The 21,213-nt window shown below is 59.9% G+C and carries 22 protein-coding genes; 9 read left to right on the top strand and 13 right to left on the bottom strand.

The window, feature by feature from the left end:
• Positions 1–28: 28 nt before the first annotated feature.
• From PPGU16_RS39535 to PPGU16_RS39520, 4 genes are all read right to left on the bottom strand, one after another.
• Positions 29–1,408, bottom strand: a complete 1,380-nt coding sequence (locus PPGU16_RS39535; protein ID WP_180727548.1) for an MFS transporter — start codon at positions 1,406–1,408, stop codon at positions 29–31.
• Positions 1,409–1,484: 76 nt separating this feature from the next.
• A complete protein-coding gene (locus tag PPGU16_RS39530) occupies positions 1,485–2,414 on the bottom strand; it encodes an SMP-30/gluconolactonase/LRE family protein (RefSeq protein WP_180727547.1) in 930 nt (309 codons plus the stop codon).
• A gap of 22 nt (positions 2,415–2,436) precedes the next feature.
• Complete coding sequence (locus PPGU16_RS39525) at positions 2,437–3,384, bottom strand: NAD(P)-dependent oxidoreductase (protein ID WP_180727546.1); 948 nt, start codon at positions 3,382–3,384, stop codon at positions 2,437–2,439.
• Entirely contained in the window at positions 3,384–4,082 is a 699-nt protein-coding gene (locus PPGU16_RS39520; protein WP_180727545.1) for an RraA family protein, read from the bottom strand. Before PPGU16_RS39520 ends, PPGU16_RS39525 begins: the two co-directional genes overlap by 1 nt.
• Positions 4,083–4,247: 165 nt before the next feature.
• Between PPGU16_RS39520 and PPGU16_RS39515 the strand changes: the two genes are divergently transcribed.
• The gene (locus PPGU16_RS39515) at positions 4,248–4,958 is read left to right on the top strand and encodes an IclR family transcriptional regulator (RefSeq protein WP_180727544.1); all 711 of its coding nucleotides are present in this window, start codon (positions 4,248–4,250) and stop codon (positions 4,956–4,958) included.
• Positions 4,959–4,987: 29 nt separating this feature from the next.
• On the opposite strand, the gene PPGU16_RS39510 is transcribed toward PPGU16_RS39515, so the two are convergent.
• Positions 4,988–5,713: an IclR family transcriptional regulator gene (locus tag PPGU16_RS39510; RefSeq protein WP_180727543.1), complete on the bottom strand. Its 726-nt coding sequence runs from the start codon at positions 5,711–5,713 to the stop codon at positions 4,988–4,990.
• A 1,044-nt stretch (positions 5,714–6,757) separates the two neighbouring features.
• On the opposite strand from PPGU16_RS39510, the gene PPGU16_RS39505 reads away from it, so the two are divergent.
• The 4 genes from PPGU16_RS39505 (at position 6,758) to PPGU16_RS43155 (ending at position 9,301) form a co-directional block, all read left to right on the top strand.
• Positions 6,758–7,282 carry a DoxX family protein gene (locus PPGU16_RS39505; protein WP_238269589.1) on the top strand — a complete coding sequence of 175 codons (525 nt, stop codon included), beginning with the start codon at positions 6,758–6,760 and terminating at the stop codon, positions 7,280–7,282.
• Entirely contained in the window at positions 7,248–7,940 is a 693-nt protein-coding gene (locus PPGU16_RS39500; RefSeq protein WP_345961203.1) for a sigma-70 family RNA polymerase sigma factor, read from the top strand. The genes PPGU16_RS39505 and PPGU16_RS39500 overlap by 35 nt, the downstream gene beginning before the upstream one ends.
• Positions 7,937–8,578, top strand: a complete 642-nt coding sequence (locus PPGU16_RS39495) for a DUF1109 domain-containing protein (protein WP_180727542.1) — start codon at positions 7,937–7,939, stop codon at positions 8,576–8,578. Before PPGU16_RS39500 ends, PPGU16_RS39495 begins: the two co-directional genes overlap by 4 nt.
• 354 nt (positions 8,579–8,932) lie before the next feature.
• The gene (locus tag PPGU16_RS43155) at positions 8,933–9,301 is read left to right on the top strand and encodes a DUF4148 domain-containing protein (RefSeq protein WP_180727541.1); all 369 of its coding nucleotides are present in this window, start codon (positions 8,933–8,935) and stop codon (positions 9,299–9,301) included.
• A 132-nt stretch (positions 9,302–9,433) separates the two neighbouring features.
• Here the strand turns inward: PPGU16_RS43155 and PPGU16_RS39485 are convergent, their stop codons facing one another.
• Positions 9,434–10,225 (bottom strand): GntR family transcriptional regulator, encoded by a 792-nt coding sequence (locus PPGU16_RS39485; RefSeq protein ID WP_180727712.1) that lies wholly within the window; start codon positions 10,223–10,225, stop codon positions 9,434–9,436.
• A gap of 265 nt (positions 10,226–10,490) precedes the next feature.
• Here PPGU16_RS39485 and PPGU16_RS39480 point away from each other — a divergent pair, with 265 nt between their 5' ends.
• Positions 10,491–11,495, top strand: coding sequence for a LysR family transcriptional regulator (locus tag PPGU16_RS39480; RefSeq protein WP_180727540.1), 1,005 nt, complete (start codon positions 10,491–10,493; stop codon positions 11,493–11,495).
• Positions 11,496–11,630: 135 nt separating this feature from the next.
• Here the strand turns inward: PPGU16_RS39480 and PPGU16_RS43235 are convergent, their stop codons facing one another.
• Positions 11,631–11,753 carry a histidine kinase gene (locus PPGU16_RS43235; RefSeq protein ID WP_180727539.1) on the bottom strand — a complete coding sequence of 41 codons (123 nt, stop codon included), beginning with the start codon at positions 11,751–11,753 and terminating at the stop codon, positions 11,631–11,633.
• Between the two features lie 169 nt (positions 11,754–11,922).
• Between PPGU16_RS43235 and PPGU16_RS42870 the strand changes: the two genes are divergently transcribed.
• Entirely contained in the window at positions 11,923–12,285 is a 363-nt protein-coding gene (locus PPGU16_RS42870; protein ID WP_238269585.1) for a lyase family protein, read from the top strand.
• Positions 12,286–12,423: 138 nt separating this feature from the next.
• On the opposite strand, the gene PPGU16_RS39465 is transcribed toward PPGU16_RS42870, so the two are convergent.
• The 5 genes from PPGU16_RS39465 to PPGU16_RS39445 form a co-directional block, all read right to left on the bottom strand.
• Positions 12,424–13,554 (bottom strand): mannitol dehydrogenase family protein, encoded by a 1,131-nt coding sequence (locus PPGU16_RS39465; RefSeq protein WP_180727538.1) that lies wholly within the window; start codon positions 13,552–13,554, stop codon positions 12,424–12,426.
• A 34-nt stretch (positions 13,555–13,588) separates the two neighbouring features.
• Positions 13,589–14,599 (bottom strand): zinc-binding alcohol dehydrogenase family protein, encoded by a 1,011-nt coding sequence (locus PPGU16_RS39460; RefSeq protein WP_180727537.1) that lies wholly within the window; start codon positions 14,597–14,599, stop codon positions 13,589–13,591.
• Positions 14,600–14,805: 206 nt separating this feature from the next.
• Positions 14,806–15,750 carry an ABC transporter substrate-binding protein gene (locus PPGU16_RS39455; protein WP_180727536.1) on the bottom strand — a complete coding sequence of 315 codons (945 nt, stop codon included), beginning with the start codon at positions 15,748–15,750 and terminating at the stop codon, positions 14,806–14,808.
• 40 nt (positions 15,751–15,790) lie between these two features.
• Entirely contained in the window at positions 15,791–16,825 is a 1,035-nt protein-coding gene (locus PPGU16_RS39450) for an ABC transporter permease (protein WP_180727535.1), read from the bottom strand.
• Positions 16,818–18,368, bottom strand: a complete 1,551-nt coding sequence (locus tag PPGU16_RS39445) for a sugar ABC transporter ATP-binding protein (RefSeq protein ID WP_180727534.1) — start codon at positions 18,366–18,368, stop codon at positions 16,818–16,820. The genes PPGU16_RS39450 and PPGU16_RS39445 overlap by 8 nt, the downstream gene beginning before the upstream one ends.
• Before the next feature lie 243 nt (positions 18,369–18,611).
• Between PPGU16_RS39445 and PPGU16_RS39440 the strand changes: the two genes are divergently transcribed.
• Positions 18,612–19,367, top strand: coding sequence for a FadR/GntR family transcriptional regulator (locus tag PPGU16_RS39440; RefSeq protein ID WP_180727533.1), 756 nt, complete (start codon positions 18,612–18,614; stop codon positions 19,365–19,367).
• Positions 19,368–19,751: 384 nt separating this feature from the next.
• Here PPGU16_RS39440 and PPGU16_RS42860 read toward each other — a convergent pair whose 3' ends face one another.
• Complete coding sequence (locus tag PPGU16_RS42860) at positions 19,752–19,961, bottom strand: PfkB family carbohydrate kinase (RefSeq protein ID WP_243460801.1); 210 nt, start codon at positions 19,959–19,961, stop codon at positions 19,752–19,754.
• 722 nt (positions 19,962–20,683) lie between these two features.
• Between PPGU16_RS42860 and PPGU16_RS42855 the strand changes: the two genes are divergently transcribed.
• The gene (locus PPGU16_RS42855) at positions 20,684–20,950 is read left to right on the top strand and encodes an alpha/beta hydrolase family protein (RefSeq protein WP_224029940.1); all 267 of its coding nucleotides are present in this window, start codon (positions 20,684–20,686) and stop codon (positions 20,948–20,950) included.
• The last annotated feature ends 263 nt before the right edge of the window (positions 20,951–21,213 follow it).

The raw sequence follows: 21,213 nt of genomic DNA, 5'->3' as shown, positions 1-21,213 counted from the left end.
TTTATGGATTGGTTTTTGAGAACGTGGATCACGCCTTGTGAGCCGAAGATGCCTCGCCTGCATCTGCGCCCGGATCGCCTAGCCACGCGATGGTCAGCGCGCCGAGCAGCAGCACGCCCGATACCGCGAGCAGCGGCACGGTAAAGCCGCCTGAGGCCTGCTTGAGCGCACCGATCATCGACGGTCCGACGAAGCCGCCGAGATTGCCCACCGAGACGATCAGCGCGAGGCCGCCGGCTGCGGCTCGCCCCGTGAGGAAGCCGGACGGGATGGCCCAGTAAGTCGCCTGGAAAGCGAGAATCCCGCTTACCGTGAAGCACAACGCGATCAGCTTGAGCACGGGCGTGTCGATGAAGGTGCTCGCGCACAGCGCAACGGCCGCCACGACCAGCGCGCCGGCTACATACGGAATGCGGTTCTGCGAGCGATTCGCGACGCGCGCCCACCAGAGCATCACGATTGCGCCGATCGCGTAGGGAATCGCCGTAAGCCAGCCGACGACCGAATGCCCGACGCCGAACTGCTTGATGATTTGCGGCATCCACAGACCCACGCCGAGCGAGCCGACGATGCCGCAGAAGTTGATGAACGCGAGCACGAACACGCGCCAGTTGGTCATCGCGTCGCGCAGGTTGCTGCCGTGACGCGCGCCGATGTCGCGCTGTTCGAGCGCGAGACGCTTCGCAAGCGACGACTTCTCGGCGTCGCTCAGCCACTTTGCCTTTTCGGGACGATCCGCCAGCACGAACAGACAGGCGATGCCCAGGATCACAGCCGGTACGCCCTCGATCAGCAGCAACCACTGCCAACTGCGCAGCCCGTGCACACCGCCTAGTTCGAGCAGCGCGCCTGACACCGGCGAACCGATCATGTTCGCGACGGGAATGCCAACGAGAAACGCAGCCGTGACCTTGGCGCGCCACTTGCCTGGAAACCAGTGCGTGAAATACAGGTAGATGCCGGGCGTGAAGCCCGCTTCCGCGAGTCCAAGCAGGAATCGCGCGGCGCCAAAACTTTTCGGGCCGACGACGAACGCTGTCGCCATCGAAAAGAGACCCCACGTGATCATGATGCGTGCGATCCACACGCGCGCCCCGACCTTCTGCATGATCAGGTTGCTCGGAATCTCGAACAGAAAATAGCCGACGAAGAACAGCCCCGCACCGAAGCCGAACTGCTCGGCCGTCAGACCGAGATCCTTGTTCATCGTCAGCGCAGCAAATCCGACGTTGGTCCGGTCGAGATAGCTGATCACGTAGCAGATGAAGATGAACGGCAGAATGCGCCGGAATGCCTTGGCAAGCGTGCGCTCGCTGGCCGCGTAATCCTCGCTCGCAATGCCGGGGACGGGCTGCGCTGATGCTTGCCGCGTGGCGCCGTCGGCGCGCAGGGTGTGCGACATGGTCATGTTTGCTCCTCCATCGCGCTTCTGTCGGCGCAACGTATTGGTGTAAGGCGAGCGATCAGGCTCGCCAGCCGATCGATCAGACGGTCTGTTTTGCCAGCCTGGGAAGCGGTCCGGCAATCGTCATCCGGGCTTTCAGAACTGTTCCCGAAACGGACTCGGTCATGAACAGCGTCTTCATGTCCGGGCCGCCGAAACACAGATTGGTAAGCGAAGCGCCTTCCGGGCTCGTCAGGATTTCCACCGGTTCGGCGCGGTGATTCAGCACCCACGCGCGACCCAGCCCCGGGTTTGCGACGAAGAGACGACCTTCGCTATCGATGGTCAGACCGTCCGGACCGCTCGGACCGTAAGACGTGAAAAACTGTCCGACCTTGCTGACGGAACCATCGGCCTGAAGCGGCACGCGCCACACGCAGTTGCCGCGCGTCATGCCGACGAACAGCACCTTTTCGTCGGGCGACAGCACGAGTCCGTTCGGGCTCGGACAATTGCCGAGGAGCATGTCGAGCTTGCCGTCCACCGACAGCCGGTAGACGCGGCCGGTCGGATCGTGCAGACCGGTCTGGCCCTGATCGGTGAAGTAGAGGTTGCCGTTCGAATCGAACGTGAGGTCGTTCACGCCCCTGAAGCGCTCGGAATTGCGCCGCTCGAGAAACGGACGCACTTCGCCCCGCGCGATGTCGAGCAGCATCAGGCCATTGCGATAGTCGGTGATGAGCAGATGCGCATCGTCATAACGCTTCATGCCATTCGGCTCACCGTCGTATTGCACGACGAGTTCCCACTCGCCCGAAGGCGAAATCCTGAAAACGCGGCCGTGCGGGATGTCGGTCACGAACAGATAGCCTTCCGGGTCCCACACCGGGCCTTCGAGGAAGGAATCCGTGGCGAGTCCGCCGCGATTCGCGCGTGCCCAATCGGTCTGCGCATCGGGTTTGCGGAACTTGTCCGGCATACGCGTGAAGACTTCGGCTGTGCGAACTTCGGGCGAGATGAGATAGAACATGATAGACCTTCTCTTGCAAACGTCAGGCTGCGTTGCGGGCGCGTTCGTCGACGACGGCGAGAACGTTGGCTGCGGCACCTCTGCCCATGTTCACGTACGCGGCATCGCTCACGCCGCCGATGTGCGGCGACAGGATGGCGTTCGGAATCTGCTGGAACGGATGGGGATTCGTCATCGGTTCGACGTCGAAGCTGTCGAGACCAGCAGAACGCAACTGGCCGTTGGCGAGTGCCTCGGCGAGCGCGGCTTCATCGACCAGACCGCCGCGCGCGGTGTTGACGAGAATCGCGCCGGGCTTGAACTGCGCGAGCGTGTCGCGGTTGAGCATCTGGCGGTTCTCCGCGGTCAGCGGGCAATGCAGCGAGACGATGTCGGAAGCGGCGTACAGCTCGTCGAGCGACACCAGCTTCACGCCGACCGGCGCTTCTTTCGCATACGGGTCGAACGCAAGCACATTCATGCCGAACACGGTGCCAATCGCTGCCACACGTCGGCCGATCGCGCCCAATCCGACGAGGCCGAGCGTGCGTCCGTCCAGTTCGACGGACTTGTGCGTGGATTTGTCCCAGTGACCTGCGCGCATGCGCGCATCGAGTTGCGGCACGGACTTGGCGCACGCAAGAATCAGCGCCCAGGCGTGCTCCGCCACGGCGGCGGCGTTGGCGCCAACGGCTGCACGCACCGCGATACCGCGCGCGGCTGCGGCCACCTGATCGATCACGTCGATGCCGCTGCCGTGCTTCGAAATCACCTGCAGGTTTTCGGCGGCGTCCATGATGCGGGCGTTGACCTTGCCGTATCGAACGATGATCGCAACAGGCTTGTGCCGGGCGCACAGCGCGACGATGTCGTCTTCCGTGGGCTGCTTGCCCGCGAACACGATGTCGAACTGGGTCAACATGTCGAGCGCTTGCGGCGCAAGGTCGGCAGCCGTCACGAGGACGACGGGTTTATGCAAAGCCGTCTGCATCACAGCGCCTCGCCTTCGGCCAGCATGCCCACTGCACGCAGTTCTTTCTCAATCCAGCCCGGACGCACGTCACCCTTGTGAATCGCCGCGATGCGCGCCGTTTCCATGTCGAGCTTTTTCTGCGCGAGATCGATGATGCGTGCGACGTCGTTGCGCGGAATGACAACCACGCCGTCCGCGTCGCCAACGATGAGATCGCCCGGGTTGATGGCCGTGTCGCCGGCCGAAATCGGCGCATTCACCAGGCCCGCGACGCTTTTGGTCGGGCCGCACGGATTGAGGCCCGCCGCAAAGATCGGATAGTCGCCGTTGGCGAGTTCGTGCGCGTCGCGCACCGCGCCGTCGATGATGATGCCCGCGATCCCGCTCGCTTTTGCCTGCGTCGCCATGATTTCGCCGATCAATGCGCAGGAGAGATCGCCCTTCCCGTCGACGACGATCACGTCGCCCGGCTTCGCGATGGACAGGGCTGCATGGATGGCGAGGTTGTCCCCCGGACGGACTTCGACCGTGACGGCCGGACCCGCGACTTTCATCTTCGGCGACAGCGGCTTGACCCGGCCATGCAGCGTGCCGCGGCGGCCCGCGACGTCGGCGAGGATCGCTGCCTGATATCGGGCCGCTGCCTCGACCAGTTCCGGCGACACGCGTTCGATATTGCGATTGATGGAGGAAGTACCTGCGGACGTCGTGCTCATGGATTTCACCTCAGTTCGTGAGTTTTACTGTGTACAACTATGGTGTACAGTGTGAAATCACTATAGCCAGCGAAGACACGCCGGACCACTAGCGTTTACCCTTTTACGGTATAAACCATCGTTTTACTGTGTACAATGCGGGGAAACGAATGACTGGAGGCAGGAATGGGAAACGAGGGAGTCGTCGCTGTCGAGAAAGCACTTTCGCTTTTGGACTGCTTTAAACCGGGGGCCGAGTCGCAGTCGCTCGCGATGCTCTCGCAGACGTCCGGCATGCACAAGACGACGGTTTATCGACTGATGAACTCGTTGGAGCGAATGGGTTATGTCGTGCGCGCGCAATCGGGCAACTATTCGCTCGGGCATCGCGTGCTGTACCTGGGCAAGCTGTACGAGCAGTCGTTCCATCTGTCCACAGTGGTAGAACCGGCGCTGCACGCGCTGGCGGCGCTGACCAGGGAAAGCGCATCGTACTACGTTCACGACAATGGGCAGCGGCTTTGCCTTTTCCGGGTCGAGCCATCCGAAGGGCTGCGTGAAACGCGGCTCGCAGGAACGACGCTGCCGCTCGACGACACGGCCATCAGTCAGGTGATCCGTTTCTGGGGGCTTGGCGAACCGATATACGACGAGCCGCCTGCGTTGCCGATCTTCACGGCGGGCGCGCGCGACGTGCACACAGCCGCGTTCGCCGTTCCGGTTTTTGGCGCGGGCGACAAGTTCATGGCGGCACTCACGCTTTCGGGTCCTGCGTCCCGGCTGAGCGCGGCACACGCGTCGGGCGAGCTTGACCGACCGCAACTGGAGGCGGCCGCTGATTTATCGCGAAAGCTGGGGGCGAGTATTGGATTCTGCGAGAACGTCTATCGCGCGTGATCGCCGCTTCCGGAAGGCCAAGGTTCAGTTCAACGTGTCAATCGTGGGTGACTATAGATGCGCTCGCAGAATGCTGCGCTGGCGCCCAGCCGACGCGACAGGTCGATCGCGGCACCGACATGCCTTGCGACCGACGAACCGTCGGTGCGTGCCGCTTCCAGACTCGATGCCGGGCTCGACAGCGTTGAGACCGCCATGAATTGGTCGCCCGCGCCGAAAATGGGCATCGCGGAAGCGGCCGTATGGGCATCGCGTGCACCGGACTTGAATATTGGTAGAGACGGCATGAGATCGAAGACGGGTTCGTTGAGTCCCCAGTGCCGCAATACGTCGCTGGTGGGCGTGCTATCGAAATCCCGCACATCGCCGGGAACGCGAGTGATGCGCAAACCCTCGGCCGGATCGACCCGGAACAGACAGAGCCATTTGCCGCGCTCGACCACCGAGTACGACGCACTTGCCCCCGTCGCTGCAGCGAGATCGTGCAAGATCGGCTCAACGACGGCGGACAGGCGAAACGACTGCTCGTAGAGTTTGCTGAGATAGTGCACCCGATGCCCGAGCGAATAGACGCCCTCGCCGGAACGAACGACGTAACTCATGCGCTCGAGCGAGTTCATCAACCGGTAGACGGTTGTGACGGGTATGCCTGTCGCCTTGGAGAGTGCAGCCAGAGATAACGACTCCTTGCCCGGCTGAAAGCAATCGAGCAAAGACAAGGCTTTTTCTACGGCTGCAACGCCCGTATTACTCAATGACGTCTCCTCGTTTCAGCTGTTCTATGGATCGTCCGGCAAATTACAGTGAGCCATTTTACAGGCAGAGCAACTGCGTATTTCTGCGTCGCTAACACGTCACTTCGATTTAGCCGCAGACCGGTGTCAAAGCAACACCCGTCGTTTGAGTGACCGTGTGTTCCCTCAAGCGAATGACCGGAACTGGTCCGGTTTGCGCCCGATGCCGCCCCTGTCTCACTGCCACCGTATGATCTCCGGGCACCGCGCGAGCGGGCCTAATCACTTCTCCGTAAAGTGCGCCAACGCAGATATCTATCCGCAGAAGAACGCGTGCATTCTGAGCGAACGGAGACGCGGCCGCCGCAGCACCGAGTGCTGCTTCTGCTTTCTACAATACCTGAAAGGAAGGAATGGTGAGCCTCGATGCAAAGATCGTGATGGTGGCTCGCGCGGCACCTGGCATCGGCGCTACCCTATCGCAAGCGCTGAGTGCAATCGGTGCGCGCGCTATTGATGTCACCAGCCTGGTTCCCGAATTGGCTGTCTGCTGACTTCCCAACGGGAACCAGACCGCCGTTCGAACCTGTCGCAAGGCCAACGGCTGCTGTGGCCGAAATGCGTGCATTAGACATCGGACAGGCTACGCAGTGAACAAGCCGTCCGCGTGACGGCTCGGTGCGATGGCGAGCGCCAACAGTTGCCCCCTCACCGGACGAAATATCGCGCTGCAGCGCTGGCGCAATCATCAACCAACGGCGGCTTTTGTCACCACTGCCGACGTCGAGAACACGATCTACCCGAACGATAGCTTTTTGCCCGCCCGGAGAACAGCACGAGGCGTATTCGATATTTTGCTGATATCTCTAATCATATCATGTCATAACACGTTGTGGCGCAGCGATTCAGAGGGCGTGCCTGAAATAAAAGGTCTCCACGGAACCCCAAAATAGCAGTTGCTGCTGTAACCAATCTCCAGTTCGCGACGATCTATCAAATGCAGCGACTACCCGGCCGACACACGGTGCCGGTGTGCTCGTTTTCTCTCGACCATCTCGACATTCAATGCCCATGAATCTCTGTCACCGTCTACTCCTTGTTGTAAATCCATCCTGGCTCGCGGCCCGCTTCGAGCGATTCTCAGCTCTGCCTATCCGACTGATCGTGGGCTACGGCTTTATGGCACACGGTTATGCAAAGCTCGCCAAGAATCCGGAAAACTTCGTTGCAATCCTCCACGCGCTTGGCGTACCGGCCCCTCATCTGATGGCATGGAGCACCATCGTCATAGAACTGCTTGGCGGCTTCGCAATCCTCGTCGGCGCATTCGTGCCGCTCGTCACCATTCCGATGCTCGCCGTGCTGCTCGTCGCCACCCTCACGGTGCATCTGCAATTCGGATTCGCTTCCATCAAGTTGATGTCGGTAACAGGTGGGATACCGCAGTTCGGTCCGCCGGGTTATGAAACAGATCTGCTTTACGTTGCGGGCCTGACCGCGCTCGCGTTCGATGGCCCGGGGCCCCTCGCCGTGGACGGTATGCTCAGGCGCTGGTATGCCCGCCACGTTGACGGCTTATCGCGGGCGTGACGTGCGTAACGTCGACCGCTTGACGTCCTTCGTGGCGACGACGTTGCCTCCCCGTGCCGGCCGGGAGATAAAGACGATCGCAACGAAAGGCCTCGATGCGAACTCGATGATGTCAGAAGCGGAACGCCAGCTCACGGCACTGCTCGCGCGTTCGATCGACGGTGACAGGCATGCGTATCGAATGTTTCTCGAGAAACTGGCGTGCCACCTACGCACCCGTTTGCGGAAACGCGTGCGCCAGCAGGACGCGGACATCGAAGATCTGATACAGGAAATTCTTCTTGCCGTGCACAAGGGTCTAGATACGTTCAGGCCGGAGGTGCCTCTGACCGCATGGATCAGTGCGATCGTACGATACAAGCTCGCAGATCACGTCCGCTCGGCGGTTCGCCGCAGTGCGCTATTCGAACCACTTGATGAGGATTCCGAGGCAGAAGCTGAATCGCATTTCGACACGCTCGAAGCGCAGCGCGATCTGCAGCGATTGCTGGCCACGCTGCCGCCGCGGCAGCGCGGGCCGATTGAACACATGAAGCTATGGGGCTTGTCGGTTGCCGAAACTGCCGTGGCGATGGGCCTTTCCGAGTCGGCCGTAAAGGTTGGCGTGCATCGCGGCCTTAAGACACTTGCGGCAAAAATCCGGGGGAAATCAAAATGAATACACAAGAATTCATCGTCATGCTCGCGAACGGCCCTCGCCCCCCGTCGCGCTCAGCGGTGGCCGGCCGCCTTGGCTTCGGCGTCGCTTTCAGTCTCACCGCGGCGCTGTTGTTGCTAGTGATATTGCCTGCTGACGGCACCAGCCTTATAACACGCGCAACGATGCCGGTCTTCTGGACGAAGCTGGCATTGCCGCTGACGATGACGCTTTCGGCCACGTGCGTGACGTCGCGGCTGTCACAGCCGGGTGTGCGCGTCGGCCGCGCCTGGGCGGCGCTGATACTTCCCGTAGGAATCGTATGGCTTGTCGCACTCATCGTGCTTGCGCTTGCCGCTCCTGAAGCACGCGGTGACCTGATATTGGGGCACACATGGCGTTACTGCTCGCTAAAAATCATGCTGCTCTCCGTGCCAGCGCTCGGCGCATTGCTGTGGGCCATGCGCGGACTGGCGCCTACACGTCCCCGACTCGCCGGCGCTGCCACGGGACTTCTTGCTGGAGCGCTAGGCTCGTTGGCTTACTGCCTGCGTTGCCCCGAGATGCATGTGCCGTTCTGGGCAACGTGGTACCTGATCGGCATGGCGGCGCCTGCACTTGTCGGTGGCCTTCTCGGTCCACGCGCGATGCGGTGGTAAGGATTCACCGTGTGTAGAGATGACACAATGGTTGCGCGCGCACCACGGCCTGGGATCGACGCCAGCGTGTCGACTTCCTTGAAATCATTCCGGCGGGACGAGAGCGTGAGATACGAAGCCACTACGCGAAAAAAAGCTGCGTTTTGCTGTAACCCGCTCTCGCCCTGTCCCGATCTATCAGATAGCCAGCCTGAATCGGCGGCAGCACGATGAGAACCTTGCCGGTTGCATCGAAATGCCACGCCGATCAGGCGGCGCATCGGCGACACGGCCTGTGAATGATGCCGCATTCAGACGGCTCGCGTTCCCGCTCCTCCGCGTCGCGCCGTACATCAGCTATTCAGAGGATTCAACATGCAAGTTAGCAAAGTCGTGGCCATATTGCTTCTTTCCAGCGCGTCAGTCGGCTTCATCGGTACCGCGCAAGCACAAGGCAAAACACGAGAGCAGGTTCGCCAGGAACTGATCGAGGCGGAACAGAACGGTTCCATGTACGTGACTGATACGTCGTATCCAGATGTGAACCCGATCTATCAACATCTGGTTGACCAGAAGAAATCCACGCATGCAAATGACAGCGCAGTCGGTCCCGAGCTGAACGGCTCGACCGAAACCGGCCGGTCTGCCGTGCACGAGTCACGCCCGATGCCCGACGGGCCCTCTCACGACGACAGCTGTGTCGGTCCGGTCAGCTTCTGCGAGATCTATTTTGGGGGCAGCTAATCGGTTCCGGTAAAGGTCACCTGGTAATGCGATATGAGCCACGCGGTGCGCCAAGGCTGCTCCGAATGCGCACGTCACTGATCCGCCGCCGGGGAACGGGCAGTCCCGAACTCCCAGACAAACGCGACACTCTTATCGCTTGCTTCGTGGCTTTTGTGTTTCTGCTTTCCGGGCATGCTTTCTGTCGATACGCAACCGATACTGGAACGTCCCGCTCCTGAAGTAGAGATATTCGAAGTCGATTGGCTGACCTCGGCTATCGTGCGTGAGTCGTTCGATCCGCAGCATTGGCGCGCCCGCTTTGATCTTGAGCGCACGCGCAATCGGGGCACTCGCCGATACTGCATCGATACTCAAATCGGCGCTTCCCAAAGCGATCCCGCAGTCGTTTTCAAGGATCAGGAAAATATCGCGGGCGACGAGATCCGCACGTTGCAGCTTATCGCCGAGTTGTTCCGGCAAGAATGTGACCTCGTAAGAAACCGGCTCGCGATTGAGCAGTCGCACGCGATGGATTTCCGCGACGTTGGCCCCGTCTGGCAAGCCGAGCTTCGTCGTGACCTCTGCAGGTGCCCGCGCGATTCGGAACGACATCACGCGATTGACGATTTCATGCCCGCTGCCCGACATCGCCTCGGCGAAACCCTGCAGCGTGGCGATATCCTGAAAAGCCGTCCTCGGCTGAGAGACAAAAGAGCCTTTGCCGTGCACCTTGAATATCAGGCCTTCCTTCTCAAGATCGCCGAGCGCCTGTCGAATCGTGATGCGGCTCACGGCGAACATGGCCTGAAGCTCACTCTCGGAGGGCATGCGGCTGTGCAGCGCATACTCGCCGTTCAGAATGCCGGCGCGTAGGGTGTCTTTGATCTGTCGGTAGAGCGGGATCGGAGAATCGATCTCGACCGTAGGGCGACGTGGCGGCATGGGCAATGAGCGGGCGAGCAACAAAGCGACGGATCGCGCGGGCGTGAAGTTTGCGGATTGTACCTCCTTCGCAGCTATGGACGACGTCCCCGCCACTACTCGGAGCCCGACGGTTGCAGAACGAAGAGACATCCGTTTTCAGTGAACTGGGAATAATCACACGCTTCGATGTGTTGACACAGGTGAATCGCAAAAAAGACACACACCGCCAAGTTTCTCTTGGATGTGGGACGGCAACCGGAGCTTCTTTCTGCGGAACCATCGAATGGATCATCTGCTTTCGATCAGGGCGTTCGTCGCCGTCATCAAGTTTCAGAGCTTCACGACGGCTGCGAAACATTTGGAGATGTCGCCTGCTACGTTATCCCGTGCGATCACGAGCCTGGAGTCGCATACAAGCACCAGATTGGTCAATCGGTCGACACGCCACGTCTCGCTCGCTGACGACGCCCGCGCATACTTCGCTTCATGTGCGGAGATCCTGGACCGGCTCGATCGCGAAGAGTTACGGCTTGCAGAGCAGCGCAACACCCAAAAGGGCGTACTTCGACTCGCCGCCCATCCATTGGCGGTCGAGACTGGTCTGTCACAGCTCGTTGATGAATATCTGTTGGCGACGCCGGACATACGCGTTGCGGTAACGACAACCGACGAGCCTTTGCGCCTCGAACACGGTACCTATGATGCAGCAATTTATCCCGCTTTTCTGGTTCAGGACGCAGCTGCAATTTGCCGTCCGCTCGTTCGTTCCAGTTCGGTGCTCGTCGCAACACGCGCGTATCTCGAAGCAAGTCCACCCGTACCATCATCGCTCGATTTCACGGGTCATACATTCATCAATACGCGAGCAAGCAAATGGGATTCCCCCGAATGCGGTTCGGTTAAAGCGGCAGGGATTGCGCTCCCGCACAACGCACGGCTTCACGCTGTGATGAATGAATGCATCGCCGTGCAGCTTGCGTTAAACAGTTATGGCATCGCCCTTTTGCCCACGCGCATCGCTCAACGGTATATGGAGAGCGGACGTTTGGTGCGCGTGCTGCCCGGGTACGAGTTGACCGATCCCATGGCCGAACTCGATATCGCATTTGTACATCGTCGTACTTTGCCCAGGCGGGTGAGGGACTTCGTGGATCACTGCGTTTCCTTTTTTCGGGAATCCGAGCAACCAGACCGACGAGTATCGCCTCGTTCACGCAAAATCGTGCTAACTGGTTTGAGAGACGCCACCACCGAAGATGCCGCGATTCTGGAACATGCGTCCCGATGACGACCTCCAACATTCTCTACATCGTTTTAAGGGCGACAATTAACTGCTCCTTCAGTGCGATCCGAATCACGAATCATCACCGTACTTTTCGTAACTAGCGAAAACGCAGAAAGCTTTGTGGAGATACATCGCTAATTAAATCGACGCCTTTGTCGTGATCGAAGGCAGTTCGCGTGCACGTGGCGGATCGGACACGATCAGGCAAGCGAGGGTCGCCAGCGTGTTGAAGAGAACGTGCGGCTCGATCTGCGCGTGCAACGCCTATAGACGGGCGCGCAGCGCGGCTTTTTCGGCGGCTTCCGAGCGATCATAACTGTCGAGAGACACCGCTCTTCGCTGCGAGCATTGCCTGCGCCGCACGCGGGAAGTTGGCCGCAAACGATCGCTAATCAGCACATTTTCCCTTGATAACGAACCGAAAGGACGATTGCTGCCCGCGCTGGATGAGCTCAGCTCAGCACTTGCTGCGCACAGCCATGCCTTCGCCGACGTCCTAACAGTCGCCCGTGCGCATCTGATGGACGCCGTCTCGATGACCATGGAGCAAACGTTCAGCACCTTCGAGCGCCAACTGTCGAATTCGCACGCAAGACAGGGGCACATCACCGGTTTTCTTACGTGCATGAATGAAAAAGGCGCCCTGTGCATCATCATTGACCGTCCACAACTATGCGCAGACACTTGGTATCGCCGATCGGATCACGCTGATGCACCGCAGTTGTCTGACCTGCGATCAACAGAGCGCGCTGACTTCCGCTCGCAACTCATGGACATCGACTGGCGAAAATAGCGGGCCATACGAGCCGACGTTGCGCAACGAGCTCACAATTGGCAATCGCGATCACGCCGACGTCAATGTGACTTGCCGTTCACGATGGATACGCATCCGTTACCTCCTCATGACTCCGGGCCGCGTGAACCGCCTGCGTCATCCCGCCTGCCTCGTCAGCATGCTTCGCAACCGCGGTTGCATTCCGTTCAAATCGAGGGAATCCGCTAGCCTGATAAACGGCACAATCCGGCGCTGCACTTTCTCAACGTGATGTTGCGCAATGTCTGCAATCCGATGATGCAGATAAGGGTTCAAGAACCGCTCGCGCACGCTCGCGACATACTTCTCGGCGCGGCCCCGCAATCCCATCGCGGCAAACACCTCGAGCACCTCTTCCTGCCACACTGCTTCGATTCCGTCACGAAGCCGCACGTCTGTCATTGCCTCTAGCACTGTCTCACCCGGATTCCGGCGCTCGCTGAGCCACTGATCCGCGAGCCAGGTATGACCGAGATTGAGATAGAACAGCTTCAGCCACTCGTAGCTACGGAGGTCATCGGTGAGAACGATATCGTTGTGCACACATGGCAGTTCGAGGCCCGTGCGTCGTTCGATGGCCCACAGGGCATAAGGCTCCGCTACCGCGCCAACGGGATCGATCGGTTCAGATACGATCCGGTCGACCAGAGAGTTGGCCCATACGCATTCGCGCTTCAGGTAATCGAGAAATTCTTCTGGCATTTCCCAATGCAACCCCAGACCGACCACGACGTCCCGCAGCGTGTCGCCGTTGCTAGCCACCAGCTCGCACGGGAAGATCGATATGCCTGCGTCGGGACGCTCGCGCCAGCGCGCATAGAGCAAGGTCAGCAGTTTGGCGGGATAGCCGCGCGGCACCTGATCGGTGTCGCTCAACAACGCCGCTGAGTCGCGTTCGTCAAGACAATAGCCCGCATCCCCCGTGTTCGATACGATGACCCGCACGTGCTCTATCGTCGCTCGACGAATCGCGGGCCAATCATGATCGGCGACCCACGCGGAGCGTACAGCATGGCATTCGATCAGGTCATCGACGACTCCGCCCGATTCCACGCCACGAATTCTCACGGGATACTTGCCCGCTCGTGAGAGAGCACTTACGCGCGCGCGACTCGACGGATTCGCGGTGGTCTGCACAACGGCGATTCCGCCTATCGCGTCTCCACGCTCAAGCGCCTGCGATACGAACAAGGCCACATGCGCGAGGAGAAACCGGCTTGTGCCAAACTGCAGTATGGGTTCGTTCATTGCTCCGCCTGCCCTGCATGCATGTCGTCGGGGTTCAACACTCCACCAATGCCTTTATCACGGTCTGCCCAGGCTCGAGAAGGTGCGCAAACGCCGCCGGTACATCGGCAAGTTGCATGCGGTGGGTGTTAAGCGCCTGGTCTGGAATACGCCCTGCCCGCATTGCTTCCAGGACAGTTTCAAAGTCCTGCGCAGTAGCGTTGCGGCTCGCGAGCAACGTCGCTTCGCGCTTATGGAACTCCGGATCGGAAAAGGCCACTGTACCCGGAACGATCGAAATAAGCGTGTACTTCCCGCCATGGGCGATGAAGCCGAACCCGCGGTTCATCGCATCGATGTTCCCCGTTGCATCGAAAACGGCGTCGAAAAATTCGCCATCGGTCAGTCGCGCGAGCCGGTCCGTGTCATCGTCGCCAACAGTGACCACCGCGTCCACACGCAATTCTTTCTCACAGAACAGAAGACGATCGGCACGCGTGTCGAGACTGGTCACGTTCGCGCCGCGAAGCTTCGCAAAGATCATTGCGGCCATGCCTATCGGGCCCGCGCCTACCACCAGCACGCGCTGCCCCGCCTGAACGTCCGCGCGCCGTACGGCATGGGCTCCTATCGCAAGGAATTCCAGCATGGCAGCCTGATCGAGCGTCACGCCTTCGGCCTTGTGAACGAACTCTGCGGGCACACAGAGATATTCGGTGAGCGCACCGTCGCTATGCACCCCCAGCACCCTTATGTTGACGCAACAGTTCGTTTCGCCCTTTCGACACGCAACGCATTTCCCGCACGACAGATACGGCATGACATAGACACCGTCTCCAGCCGCAAGCCCAGAGCCGTGCTCTGCCTCGACCACGACTGCAGAAAGCTCATGTCCCATTACACGGGGATACTGAAGATAGGGCTGAGTTCCAGTGAAGATGTGCAGATCAGTACCGCAAATTCCGACGCGGCTTACGCGCAACAGCACTTCGCCCTTTTCCGGCACAGGCAGTTCCCGCTCCTGTGCGCGCAAGACGCCTGGGGATTCGCAAATCACGCTAAGCATGGTGATGTCCTTTCGTCGTATTTATGGAACCGTACAGTCCACCTGGCTGGTAACAGCCGAGGCCCAAGGCGCACGGCCTGATCCCACTGCGTGGCGAGACCCGTATTGCATTTACGTTGATAGACCAGGCGCGTGAATAGCATCTGTAACCGTAGCGTGCGGACTGCCTCGAGCCGACCCGCGCTCGCTGCAGGTCCGCAGGCCCATCAGTACAAGACGTTTTTGGCATCCTGTGAGTCGAGGTTCTGCTTGTCGACCAATACGACGCCCGTGTCGACCTGCTTGGGAACAGGTTTATGCTCGATGACGTTGACGACCGTCTGGATGCCCTTGTAGCCCATTTGATAGGATCCCTGAACGGCAATCGCCTGAATCGTGCCGCTGCGCACGAAATCCTGCAGATCCTGATTCCCGTCAAACCCGACCGCAACCAGTTTGTCGGCCTTTCCGGTCTGTTTCAGCGCACGTCCCATTCCAACGGCAGTCGGCTCGTTCGCGCCGAAAATGCCCTTCAGGTCCGGATTGGCCGAAAGCACGTCGGTTGTCTGATTGAGCGCAGTGGCCATTTGCGACTGGGAGTAGTACGGGCCGACGATCTGCAGTTTCGAGTGCGCTTCGATGTACTTGCGAAATCCACCCACCCGTCCGATCTCCGACCCTGCACCGGGCACGTATGACATGATCGCGATCTTTCCGTTCTGCCCAACGCGATCGATCAGCGCCTTTGCGCACAATTCTCCGGCTTTCTCGTTGTCGGTGGAGAGGAACGACTGGTAATACTGCTTGCCGGCGTCCGACAGCGACGAATCGATCAGCACGACAGGTATGTGAGCTTCCCAGGCTTTCTTGATCGCAGGGACGAGCGCGTCCGGGTCGGACGGTGCAAGGACAATTCCCGCTACCTTCCGGTTGACAGCGTTCTCGACCATGTTGACTTCGTCCGCAATGGCCGACTCCGCCGCCGGTCCCTGGAACGTCATCGTGTAACCCTTAGCTTCGCCAACCGCGGTTTTTGCACCTTTCTGGACGTTCTGCCAATAGTTGGAGTTGACGGTCTTCACGATCACGGCAATCTCGCCGCCCGCGGCGTACGCCCCCGTCGTGGCCGTTACCAGTACGGCCGATACTGCCAGTAGATAAAATTTGCGCATGTCTCGCTCCTTTCTCGCGTGGTTGATAGTCTTCTTGTCGCTACTTGTGGCTTCGCATCCGGTCGATCCACACCGTACCGAGAATCACCAGTCCGATAATGATCTGCTGGATGAAACTGGACACACCGTTCATGTTCAGACCGTTGCGAAGCACACCAATCACAAATGCACCGATGGCCGTGCCGGATATCGTTCCCACACCGCCCATCAGCGACGTCCCGCCGATGACCGCACTCGCAATGGCGTCGAGTTCATACATGACGCCTTCGTTTGGCTGTCCCGTCACGAGTCGCGACATCAGGACACATCCCGTGACGCCCGCGAGCACGCCTGAAAGCACATAGGTGAAAAGCGTGACGCCGCGAACGTTGACGCCCGACAGACGCGCTGCTTCCGCATTCGAGCCAACCGCATAGATGTGACGGCCAAGCGACGTTTTCGAAAGAAGGATCGACCCCGCGACGAACAACACGACCATGATCACAACGGGATACGGAATGCCGGGAAACGTGGTGTCCGGAAAGCCATCGGGGCCGATGTGGGAGATGCGGAACAGCGCGCCGTTACCGAGCGCGCCGAACGCATCGCCGAGATCGGAGACTGGACGGGCGCCCGTGATTTGCAGCGCAACGCCTCGCGCGACGAGCATCATGCCCAGCGTCGCAATGAATGGCGGCAGGCCCATCTGCGTGACGCAGATTCCGTTCACGAGGCCGCACACCGCTCCAACGAGAACACCGCCGAGCATCGCGACGGGGACGGGTACGCCGGACTTCACCAGAAGCGCCGCCGTGACCCCCGAGAGGGCAAGCACGGAACCTACCGAAAGATCGATCCCGCCCGTGATGATCACGCAGGTTGCTGCGACACCAAGATAGGCGATGGAGGTCACCTGCAGGCTGACCGTCATCATGTTGCCAACCGAGAAAAACGCCCCACTCGTGACCGAGAACGCAATGACGAGTACAACCAGACTGCCGAGTGCCGCAAACTTCTGGATGAGATCGCGGCGACGCCTGCGTGCCGCGGTGCGGTCGACGGCCTCCCCGGTTCGTTCGGATGCGATGTCAAGCATGTGCGTACCCCGAAGCAAAGTGCATGATTTCCTCCTGGCTGGTGCGCTTCGTCTCAAGAAGCGCCGTCTGATGTCCCTCGTGGAATACGGCTATCCGATCGGTCATTCCCAGCAGTTCCGGCAACTCCGAACTGATCAGTACGACACCGACGCCGTCTGCCGCAAGGCGATCCATCAGTCCGTAAATGGCAAACTTCGCACCCACGTCGATACCGCGCGTAGGTTCGTCGAAGAAGAGGATTTTTGATCCGCGGTACAGCCACTTGCCGATGACGACTTTCTGCTGGTTGCCACCCGAGAGATTGCGCACGATCTGGTCGACGGACGGCGTGCGAATCGCCAGGTCCTGCACATAACGCTGCGCGATCGCGGCCTCTTCGCCGAACCGCAGAAAGCCGCTGCGCGAAGAAACGCCTCGCACGTTTGCCAGCGTGATGTTTGCAGCGACGGACATCGAGAGAGCGAGCCCATCCTGCTTACGATCTTCGGACAGGTACGCAATGCCATGACGGATCGCTTCTCGCGGCGAGCGTATCGTCACCGGTTGGCCGTGGAGCGCAATGGTCCCATCGTCGAGCCTGTCGGCGCCGAATATCGCGCGTGCTATCTCGGTGCGCCCTGCTCCCATCAAGCCCGCGAAGCCGAGAATCTCGCCCCGGCGCAGATCGAATGAGACAGGGCCGAACACGCCATCGCGCCTGAGATTGCGCACGCTGAGCAGTACGACATCAGACGGCCACGACTGACGCGGCGGATACGCATCGTCCAGCGAGCGCCCAACCATGCGCGCGACGATGTCATTCACGCTCAACGCCGAAAAGTCGTCGGTCGAAATGTGACGACCATCTCGCAGCACGGTCACGCGATCGACGATGTGAACCATTTCGTCGAGGCGGTGCGAGATGTAGAGAATCGCCTTACCCGCCGCCCGCAGTTCCTTGATGATGCGAAAAAGCTGGACCGTTTCCGATTCCGTCAGCGAAGACGTCGGCTCGTCCATGATCAGCACATGCGCATCGAGCGACAGCGCCTTGGCGATCTCGACCATCTGCTGCTGGGCGATCGACAGTGCGCCGAGCGGCGTCACGGGCGAAACGTTGAGGCCGACACGCGCCAGGCAGCGGGCGGCATCTGCGTTCAGCCTGCGCGAGTCGACAAACGGGCCACGTTTGGGTTCGCGCGCGAGGAACAGATTTTCCGCCACTGTCAGGTGCGGTACGAGGTTGAGCTCCTGATGGATGATCACGATACCCGCGGCCTGTGCATGGGACGTCGATGCGAAGCGGGCCGGCTCGCCGCGGTAGTGAATGACGCCTTCGTCCGGCTGATACTGACCACTGATGATTTTCATCAGCGTGGATTTTCCAGCGCCGTTTTCACCGCAGACGGCATGAACCTCGCCACAGCGCAAATCCAGATGAATGCCTTCGAGAGCGACAACGCCCGGAAACCGCTTCCCGATACCTGCCAGCCTGAGTATGGCTCCGTCAGCGTGATCCCTGCATTCGGCTGAATCGCCGGGCGTTTCGGAATGCATCTTCATTGCGTCTCCTGTCAGGCAGCCGACCTGTCGTGCATGTCGGTCAGTCCAATTTTGTCGAATTAGACCGCGCGACAACTATTTGGTCAAGCCAATATGGATTTTTAATATTCATCTTACCGCTATCGTTTACCCTATTGTCGGCACAGATCCCCTTTGTGACGGGCTTCTAGAGCGCTGAAGTCCATGTGTTAGACTCGGCCGAACGGCACCGACGCCGTCCAGATACAGGCAACAATCTGCGTCATGAAATCGACAGAACCCAAGCGGCTTTACCAATCCGTTGCCACTCAGATCATTGCGTTGATTCGCAAAGGGGAATTTCCGCCGGGCGACCGGCTGCCGCCTGAGCGGGAGCTGGCGCTGAAGCTCGGCGTGTCACGCCCGTCGCTACGCGAAGCGCTCATCGCACTGGAAATCGGCGGGCAGATCGAAATCCGGATGGGGTCGGGGGTTTATGTGCGCAGCGGAGGCTCGAACGACGTCGAGTCGATGGGCGCCCTTGGCGATAGTCCGTCCGAACTGATGCAGGCCCGCGCGGCGATAGAGGGTAGCGTCGCCGTTCTTGCCACGGCACGGATGAGCGCGGCAATGCTCGACCGGTTGCGTCGTACAGTTGAACGCATGCGCAGACTGGCGGCGGCTGGCAAGTCGCCCGTCGAGGCAGACCGGCAATTCCACATGCTGATTGCCGAGGCAGCTGGCAACTCCGTGCTGAGCCGCTTTGTCGGAGAGCTGTTCGACAGCCGCCATGATCCGATTGCGGCTGCCATGCGTGGCCACACAGAAAGCGCCCAGACGTGGACCGCAGCTGTACAGGAACACGACGAGATCTTGAGAGCTTTGCAGGCGGGCGACCCGATCGCAGCGCAAACAGCGATGCGAGCGCACCTCCGCGCTTCAGAAGAAAGGTGGATCAGCGGTGCATTGAAGCAGGAGGCAGATCCAAAAAGTGAAGGGAGCGTAGATCAGCCTCATTCTCGTCGTCGACAAAGAACATGATGATTCGCTGCATCCGTTTTCTGGCGCGCGCGTAACTCTCAACGGTGATGTGGAATTCGCGTCATTCCGCTCGTATGTGCGCGGCGTCGAGTGAGACCCATTACCCCTTCAACTCACGATGCTGTCAATCCTGACCAGGATACCCGTCGGCAACGAGCGCATTCCCAACATGCTTCGAGCCGGCAGATTGTCTTGCCCAAACAGTGTCAGCAAAAGATCACTGACGGTTCGCTGGACACAGCCTGCATTATCTGCCGCATCTCTATGGCGGCCAGGATCGAGGCAAAGGTTCCGTGCCGCTCGACGGCCAGCGCAGCAGCCCGTTGCGCGCAGCCGATTGCCGGCAGCAACCGCAGCCTGCAAAAGCATCGCCGCCAGCACGCCTCAAAACACATCACCGGCACCCGACGTGTCGGCCGCCACCGCCGGCAACGCCGGCAGATGCACCGCCTGGTCGGCACGCACTAGCAATGCGCCGCGTGCGCCAAGGGTGACGACGACCCATTCAGGTCCTCGCGCCAGCAGCCAGCACGCCGCTTGCTCGGGCTCGTCAATGTCGGAGATGTCGCGAATTTCGCCCTCGTTGGCGATCACCCCCGCGCAACTCGAGCGCCGACGTATCCGGACAGCACCATGGCGCCGCGTTGACAATGACCGCAGCGACGACCCTTTCGCGTGCATGTTCGATCACACTGAGCGTGCAGTCGAGAGACAGGTCGCCTTGCATCAGCAGCTTATCGCCTGCGTCGATGTCAGCAATCTGCGCGACCCCAAAGGCGCCGTAGCGGGTGAGCATCATCTCAGAAATACGTCCTGCGAAAGCAGCACGCGGTCCACATAACCGGCGTCGATCACCCTACGCAAGGAAATCACATGAAGAAGAAGTGCTGCTCGCCAGGAATCGTGGACCCCTCGGTGCGGCGATTCCGACCGAGTACGGCAGCGTTGTGACGGAGAAGTTTGGCATCGAGTCTCTTAGGCTCGTCGCCGGCTGGTCAATGGCCGCGATGCAGAGATTCCATTGGGCCTCGATGTATCCGAAGAGGGTCGAGCGCATTCTGCCGTTTTTGGGGGGGCGGCTCGGTGCTCGCGGCACAACCTTGTGTTTATCGAAGGGCTGAAGGCGCCATTGCTTTTGGACCCAGATTGCAGGAACGGGGTCTACGATGCACTGCCGACGCGTGGAATGCGCGCTGCTGCCCGTGTGTTTGCCGCCTGGGGATTTTCGCAGGCGTTTCTCGTCAACGGCTCAACATGGAAGCCATGGAGTATGGTCGCTCAAGGACTTTATTTCTCAGTTCTGGGAAGGTGATTTCTTGAAGAAAGACGCCAACAATATTCTGTCGATGATGTCGAGCTGGCAGAACGGCGATATTTCCGCAAACTCACTTCACGAGGAAAATTTCGATCGGGCGCTGGGCGGTATCACTGCAAAGGGCATTGTGATGCCCGGGCGCACGGGTCCGTATTTTCCGCCGGAAGATAGTGACTATGAGGTTTTCGAAGATGCCGAAGCGCAGTCGCGGCCCATCGAATCGGTGTGCGGACATTTTCGTTTCAGGGCCTGTTCAGATAACAAATAGTCATTCAGCCAGACTCGGCAAATCTTTCATTTACCTTGCGTACTTATGCCAAGTGGGCTTTAATGGGGCTGTACGCATTCCTGATTGTTCAGCCACCCGGTCTCAGTTGAAACCATTTCCATGTCTTTCATCCCGAATCCTCTTCTCACGTCGTGTCCCTTCCCGGCCCAAGCCGGAACGGGACACGGTTGGCGTCGGAAGACCGGGTTTGTGAGACCCCGCTGGAGCCGCGGAGGTCCCGCGGACAAGTCAGCACTTCCTTT

Source organism: Paraburkholderia largidicola (assembly GCF_013426895.1).
Lineage (GTDB): Bacteria > Pseudomonadota > Gammaproteobacteria > Burkholderiales > Burkholderiaceae > Paraburkholderia > Paraburkholderia largidicola.
Note: the sequence above shows the minus strand (reverse complement) of the source record. Positions and strands in the feature narration are given on the sequence as shown.